The following is a 7,261-nucleotide window of genomic DNA, read 5'->3' on the forward strand; positions in this document are numbered from 1 at the left end:
TTTATTATGGTGATCCCCTGGGCGAAATGCGCCTGGTAAGCAGAGTTTTTGAAATGTAAGGCCTTTGAATAAGACAAAAGGCTGCCTCATCGCTAACTTTGCAACAGTGCCCAGTGTAGACCAACTCATTACAGAGGGGGAAAATACAAAGACCGTCCACTCTGCTTATATAGTGAGTGTCTATGTAGACAGTACTGGAAATATGGTCCTCATTAAGAATCCGACCATTACTAGCATACCAAAGAAATCAGACTATAAACCAAAAGCTATTGAAAGTGAGGGTACGGTTGATTCCATTACAACCAATGAAATCAATGAGTTTTTAACGACGTTCTTCAAGCTCTATCCTACAGCGACAGCCAGTGAACTTTCCTACTATGTGAATGACGGGATATTAAAACCAATCGGAAAAGAGTACATCTTTCAAGAACTGGTAAATCCTATTTACAATCGTAAGGATAATCAAGTCACGGTATCGCTGACAGTGGAGTATATCGACCAGCAGACCAAAGCAACGCAGGTATCTCAATTTGATTTGGTACTTGAAAAGAACGGGAGTAATTGGAAGATTATAGAATAACAAATATTGGTACATTATTACAGCTATTTTGTAATCACGTACTCTCTTTGATAAAAAATTGGAGATTCCTTTACAAATATGCTCTTACGTGCTATTATTTAAGTATCTATTTAAAAGGAGTTAATAAATATGCGGCAAGGTATTCTTAAATAAACTGTCAATTTGATAGTGGGAACAAATAATTGGATGTCCTTTTTTAGGAGGGCTTAGTTTTTTGTACCCAGTTTAAGAATACCTTTATCATGTGATTCTAAAGTATCCGGAGAATATCTGTATGCTTTGTATGCCTATGGTTATGCATAAAAATCCCAGTGATAAGAGTATTTATCACTGGGATTTTTATGCCCTTTTGGGCTTTTGAATGGAGGAAAATCACATGAAAATTATTAATATTGGAGTTTTAGCTCATGTTGATGCAGGAAAAACTACCTTAACAGAAAGCTTATTATATAACAGTGGAGCGATTACAGAATTAGGAAGCGTGGACAAAGGTACAACGAGGACGGATAATACGCTTTTAGAACGTCAGAGAGGAATTACAATTCAGACAGGAATAACCTCTTTTCAGTGGGAAAATACGAAGGTGAACATCATAGACACGCCAGGACATATGGATTTCTTAGCAGAAGTATATCGTTCATTATCAGTATTAGATGGGGCAATTCTACTGATTTCTGCAAAAGATGGCGTACAAGCACAAACTCGTATATTGTTTCATGCACTTAGGAAAATAGGTATTCCCACAATCTTTTTTATCAATAAGATTGACCAAAATGGAATTGATTTATCAACGGTTTATCAGGATATTAAAGAGAAACTTTCTGCGGAAATTGTAATCAAACAGAAGGTAGAACTGCATCCTAATATGCGTGTAATGAACTTTACCGAATCTGAACAATGGGATATGGTAATAGAAGGAAATGATTACCTTTTGGAGAAATATACGTCTGGGAAATTATTGGAAGCATTAGAACTCGAACAAGAGGAAAGCATAAGATTTCATAATTGTTCCCTGTTCCCTGTTTATCACGGAAGTGCAAAAAACAATATAGGGATTGATAACCTTATAGAAGTGATTACGAATAAATTTTATTCATCAACACATCGAGGTCAGTCTGAACTTTGCGGAAAAGTTTTCAAAATTGAGTATTCGGAAAAAAGACAGCGTCTTGCATATATACGTCTTTATAGTGGCGTACTGCATTTGCGAGATTCGGTTAGAATATCGGAAAAGGAAAAAATAAAAATTACAGAAATGTATACTTCAATAAATGGTGAATTATGTAAAATTGATAAGGCTTATTCCGGGGAAATTGTTATTTTGCAGAATGAGTTTTTGAAGTTAAATAGTGTTCTTGGAGATACAAAGCTATTGCCACAGAGAGAGAGAATTGAAAATCCCCTCCCTCTGCTGCAAACGACTGTTGAACCGAGCAAACCTCAACAAAGGGAAATGTTGCTTGATGCCCTTTTGGAAATCTCAGATAGTGATCCGCTTCTACGATATTACGTGGATTCTACGACACATGAAATTATACTTTCTTTCTTAGGGAAAGTACAAATGGAAGTGATTAGTGCACTGTTGCAAGAAAAGTATCATGTGGAGATAGAACTAAAAGAGCCTACAGTCATTTATATGGAGAGACCGTTAAAAAATGCAGAATATACCATTCACATCGAAGTGCCGCCAAATCCTTTCTGGGCTTCCATTGGTTTATCTGTATCACCGCTTCCGTTGGGAAGTGGAATGCAGTATGAGAGCTCGGTTTCTCTTGGATACTTAAATCAATCATTTCAAAATGCAGTTATGGAAGGGATACGCTATGGTTGCGAACAAGGATTATATGGTTGGAATGTGACGGATTGTAAAATCTGTTTTAAGTACGGTTTATACTATAGCCCTGTTAGTACTCCAGCAGATTTTCGGATGCTTACTCCTATTGTACTGGAGCAAGCCTTTAGAAAAGCTGGAACAGAATTGTTAGAGCCATATCTTAGTTTTAAAGTTTATGCACCACAGGAATATCTTTCACGGGCATATAACGATGCTCCCAAATATTGTGCAAATATCGTAAATACTCAACTGAAAAATAATGAGGTCATTATTATTGGAGAAATTCCTGCTCGATGTATTCAAGATTATCGCAATGATTTAACTTTTTTTACAAATGGACGTAGTGTTTGTTTAACAGAGTTAAAAGGGTACCATGTTACTACCGGTGAACCTGTTTGCCAGCCCCGTCGTCCAAATAGTCGGATAGATAAAGTACGATATATGTTCAATAAAATAACTTAGTGTATTTTATGTTGTTATATAAATATGGTTTCTTGTTAAATAAGATGAAATATTCTTTAATAAAGATTTGAATTAAAGTGTAAAGGAGGAGATAGTTATTATAAACTACAAGTGGATATTGTGTCCTGTATGTGGAAATAAAACACGATTAAAGATAAGGGAAGATACTGAATTAAAAAAATTCCCCCTCTATTGTCCGAAATGCAGACAAGAAAATTTAATTGAAATAAAGCAGTTCAAAGTAACTGTGATTACAGAGCCAGACGCAAAGACGCAGAGCCGATAAAATGAGATTAATACAATCTCATTTTATCGGCTCTTGGATCTTTCGAACTGTTACTAAGAGGGTAATCATAGCCAAACATAAACTGGAAATGTCCTAATTCTAAACCTGTTCCAATACCTACACTATAATCAAGAGGACTTAAACTTCCATCACTTCCAAAAGGTTTTGTGTACTTCTCTTGAGTTTTCGTAGCTAAATAGTAGTGTTTGTTGGTAAATCCAAATAATCCAATATTCAATCTTGCGACCGGGAAAGTCCTCTTGAAAGTACCACAAGTTCGCGGGATGGAGTTTTATCCCAGCTGCATCGAGAAAGGCATGCGCAGTGAGCGTGCTCTCAAGCTCGCCATCGCCGAAATGTATGTCAAAGGAGTAAGTACCCGCAGGGTCTCGGATATCGTCGAAATTCTTTGTGGCACCGAAGTCAGCTCGTCCCAGGTCAGCAGGCTGGCAAAGGAGCTCGATGAAGAGATTACGTCTTGGAAGGCGCAGCCTGTCGGACAGATTCAATACTTGGTACTTGATGCGACCTATGAATCGGTTCGCGTCGGTTCCCATGTGGTCAAGCAGGCGCTTCTAGTGGCTATTGGCGTTGATTACAGCGGGAATCGGCATATTCTTGACGCCGAAGTCGCGAACAGTGAGGCAGAGGTAAACTGGCGTTCCTTTCTCGAGGGTCTCGTACGACGAGGGATGCACGGCCTGCGAATGATCACCAGTGATGACCACTCAGGACTGCGCGCGGCAATCGATGCTGTCTTCCCTGGAATTCTGTGGCAACGCTGCCAGTTTCATCTGCAGCAGAATGCCCACTCCTACGTCACGAAAAAAGATGAGATCCCGCTGATAGCCGCTGATATTCGGAAGGTGTTCAATCGGAATATGTCAAGATAGTTTATGCCAGATTTTTGAGAGGTTTGCATCAAGCAGCCTTCGAAAGAGGACGGCATGACATTGAGACCGGCAAGGCGTCGTAGATACGCACTTTCCCAGTACGCCACCGTAAGGGGTTTTTCTCTTTGGCAGCAAGAATGGTTTGGTTTCTTTTTTCCTCGGCGCCGTAGGCGTCCGACTAACACCTGAATTAAGCCGCGCCGCGAAGCGGCGTCGGCTTGAATGAACTGTTAGATGCCAGCCCGATCAATGTGCGCTGACCTTGGATAGCAGATTTAGAACGGCGACGCCACTAACGATAAGTCCCATGCCAACGAACGCCCACAAGTCTAGTTTCTGGCCATGGAAGATCCAAGCGATAGCTGCCACAAGTACGATGCCGAGGCCAGCCCAAACAGCATAAGCAATGCCGACCGGGATGGACTTGAGTGCGAGAGAGAGGAAATAGAACGCAAGCCCGTAGCCAGCCACAACTACAACAGAAGGAACTAACTTGGTGAATCCATGGCTGGACTTCAGTGCGGAAGTTGCGACGACCTCACCAAATATTGCAATAGCCAGAAAGAGCCAGTTCTTCACGTGCAATCTCCTCTACGGTATGAAGGATAAATAGTGGTGGCTATGAGTTGCCAAAAACAGTCTTGCGGCTGTCGATTTTCTGTGAGCATACGCAACGCCAAATCTGGCATCTAACGCTTGAGTTAAGCCGCGCCGCGAAGCGGCGTCGGCTTGAACGAATTGTTAGACATTATTTGCCGACTACCTTGGTGATCTCGCCTTTCACGTAGTGAACAAATTCTTCCAACTGATCTGCGCGGGAGGCCAAGCGATCTTCTTCTTGTCCAAGATAAGCCTGTCTAGCTTCAAGTATGACGGGCTGATACTGGGCCGGCAGGCGCTCCATTGCCCAGTCGGCAGCGACATCCTTCGGCGCGATTTTGCCGGTTACTGCGCTGTACCAAATGCGGGACAACGTAAGCACTACATTTCGCTCATCGCCAGCCCAGTCGGGCGGCGAGTTCCATAGCGTTAAGGTTTCATTTAGCGCCTCAAATAGATCCTGTTCAGGAACCGGATCAAAGAGTTCCTCCGCCGCTGGACCTACCAAGGCAACGCTATGTTCTCTTGCTTTTGTCAGCAAGATAGCCAGATCAATGTCGATCGTGGCTGGCTCGAAGATACCTGCAAGAATGTCATTGCGCTGCCATTCTCCAAATTGCAGTTCGCGCTTAGCTGGATAACGCCACGGAATGATGTCGTCGTGCACAACAATGGTGACTTCTACAGCGCGGAGAATCTCGCTCTCTCCAGGGGAAGCCGAAGTTTCCAAAAGGTCGTTGATCAAAGCTCGCCGCGTTGTTTCATCAAGCCTTACGGTCACCGTAACCAGCAAATCAATATCACTGTGTGGCTTCAGGCCGCCATCCACTGCGGAGCCGTACAAATGTACGGCCAGCAACGTCGGTTCGAGATGGCGCTCGATGACGCCAACTACCTCTGATAGTTGAGTCGATACTTCGGCGATCACCGCTTCCCTCATGATGTTTAACGCCTGAGCTCAGCCGACCGAAACCGCGTAGCGGTTTTGGGTCGGCTGCAGCGATTTGTTGGGCGATAGCTTGCCACATTCTCTCAACGATTGGGATTTGATGTACTTTCCGCACTTTGTAGCGCGACCACATCATGCTCCCCCTGGCCGCGAGAGCCCTTCACTCGGGAAACACAAGACAGACCGAGCACGACTGTTGCAAGGGTCAAACAGTACACGACAACCGGCCAAGCCGTGTTGCGCGGCAACAGCGAAATGATCAACGTTCCGATGCTTCCTAGCAGTACACCGCCCAAGCAGAAGTAGACTGCCGTGACCGTTCCAGCAACATGGTCGAATCCTCGAAGAGCGCCATTGGGCGCCACAGATACCGCTGTGGCGACACCAATACCCACTAGCCACATTGGAGCAATAAAGCCTAACACGGACTGCAAAGCCCATATTTCGGTGATGGCAAGCAATACTGCTCCAGCTATCAGGCATCCCATTCCCATTCGCAAGACACTTGGGCTGCCCCACTTGGGTATCACACGCCCCATAAAACGAGCCGTAAACACCATGGCAATTGCCACTGTGGCGAACAGCAGGCTGAAGCCAAGCTGAGACACACCTTGCCTGCCCATCATTAGTCCGGGCGCAATGGAGAAAAAGACGAAGAAGCTACCCATTCCAGCGGCGTAACACAACGTGTACAACCAGAAGTTCAGGCACTTAACGGGGAGTAGCAGCTGCGACCATTGCAAGCCCGCAACTCGTTGCACCCGGGTTTCAGGCCAGAATCGCCACGCTGCTGCAGATGCAGCGATCATGCCCAAACCTAGAAACGCAAAGATAGCCCGCCACCCAAGCCACATGTCGACGAGCGCTCCGAGCAATGGGCCTACCGCCGGGACCATGGCCAGCATGGATCCGAGTATGCCGTAAATGACATTACTTTCCTCGCGACCTGCGTAAATGTCACGTACTGTTGCAAATGTGGAAACAAGGCACGCCGAGGCACCACAAGCCTGAAGAATCCGAAGCCCCAGAAAGACTTCAGCCGATGACGTAAGAGCGAGGCCCATTGACGCCACAACGTAGGCGAGGCCACCTCCCAGTAGAACGGGGCGGCGCCCCAGTCGGTCCGATAGCGGTCCAAACAAGAGCTGACCGGCACCAATCATGACCAAGTACGTTGTCAGCGTAAGCTGAATTGTGCTCGCTGTCGTACCAAGCGCGTTTGGCATAAACGGCACTGCTGGCAAGTACATGTCCATGCCGAGTGATGCCAATAAATCGAACGGTGATAACAACAACACCGTGGCGGCAAGGGAGTACCGCCAACTAAAGTTTTTTGAGCTCACGAAACCATCTCCTTGAACAAAGGATTTGGCGGCGCTCCCGTAGAGCAAAAGGATTCATGAGAACGCCGCAACAACCGAAAAATGAAGGTTGCTGCGGCTTACTTGTCTGCGTTCTTGGAAGTGCTCATCTGCTGACTATCTCATGATTGAATTTGAATCGTAACAACTTTCAAGCAACTCTGCAAGGAGCCTTATTGTGCGCCCAACGCCGGAGTTAAGCCGCCGCGCGTAGCGCGGTCGGCTTGAACGAATTGTTAGACATCATTTACCAACTGACTTGATGATCTCGCCTTTCACAAAGCGAATAAATTCTT

The 7,261-nt window shown here is 44.9% G+C and carries 6 protein-coding genes and 2 pseudogenes; 5 read left to right on the forward strand and 3 right to left on the reverse strand.

All coding sequences use genetic code 11. The annotated features are described in order from the left end of the window. Window positions 1-97 precede the first annotated feature (97 nt). The 5 genes and pseudogenes from ACJHYW_RS24740 to ACJHYW_RS24760 form a co-directional block, all read left to right on the forward strand. Window positions 98-580: pseudogene (locus ACJHYW_RS24740) on the forward strand (conjugal transfer protein); the annotation flags it as partial. Between the two features lie 244 nt (window positions 581-824). Beyond that, window positions 825-941 carry a tetracycline resistance determinant leader peptide gene (locus ACJHYW_RS24745; RefSeq protein WP_001814923.1) on the forward strand — a complete coding sequence of 39 codons (117 nt, stop codon included), beginning with the start codon at window positions 825-827 and terminating at the stop codon, window positions 939-941. A 15-nt stretch (window positions 942-956) separates the two neighbouring features. Further along, the gene (gene tet(M) / locus ACJHYW_RS24750; protein ID WP_025989258.1) at window positions 957-2,876 is read left to right on the forward strand and encodes a tetracycline resistance ribosomal protection protein Tet(M); all 1,920 of its coding nucleotides are present in this window, start codon (window positions 957-959) and stop codon (window positions 2,874-2,876) included. A 118-nt stretch (window positions 2,877-2,994) separates the two neighbouring features. Beyond that, window positions 2,995-3,162, forward strand: a complete 168-nt coding sequence (locus tag ACJHYW_RS24755; protein ID WP_000336323.1) for a cysteine-rich KTR domain-containing protein — start codon at window positions 2,995-2,997, stop codon at window positions 3,160-3,162. A gap of 260 nt (window positions 3,163-3,422) precedes the next feature. Then, window positions 3,423-4,055: an IS256 family transposase gene (locus ACJHYW_RS24760; RefSeq protein WP_020802982.1), complete on the forward strand. Its 633-nt coding sequence runs from the start codon at window positions 3,423-3,425 to the stop codon at window positions 4,053-4,055. A 246-nt stretch (window positions 4,056-4,301) separates the two neighbouring features. Here the strand turns inward: ACJHYW_RS24760 and qac are convergent, their stop codons facing one another. The 3 genes and pseudogenes from qac to ACJHYW_RS24775 form a co-directional block, all read right to left on the reverse strand. Next, window positions 4,302-4,634: a quaternary ammonium compound efflux SMR transporter QacL gene (gene qac / locus ACJHYW_RS24765; protein ID WP_000800531.1), complete on the reverse strand. Its 333-nt coding sequence runs from the start codon at window positions 4,632-4,634 to the stop codon at window positions 4,302-4,304. Between the two features lie 122 nt (window positions 4,635-4,756). Then, window positions 4,757-5,595 (reverse strand): annotated as a pseudogene (aadA1, locus tag ACJHYW_RS24770) (ANT(3'')-Ia family aminoglycoside nucleotidyltransferase AadA1). A gap of 92 nt (window positions 5,596-5,687) precedes the next feature. Then, complete coding sequence (locus ACJHYW_RS24775; RefSeq protein WP_000095725.1) at window positions 5,688-6,947, reverse strand: chloramphenicol efflux MFS transporter CmlA1; 1,260 nt, start codon at window positions 6,945-6,947, stop codon at window positions 5,688-5,690. Between the last annotated feature and the right edge of the window lie 314 nt (window positions 6,948-7,261).

This window comes from Escherichia sp. WS3063 (genome assembly GCF_046486595.1).
Lineage (GTDB): Bacteria > Pseudomonadota > Gammaproteobacteria > Enterobacterales > Enterobacteriaceae > Escherichia > Escherichia coli.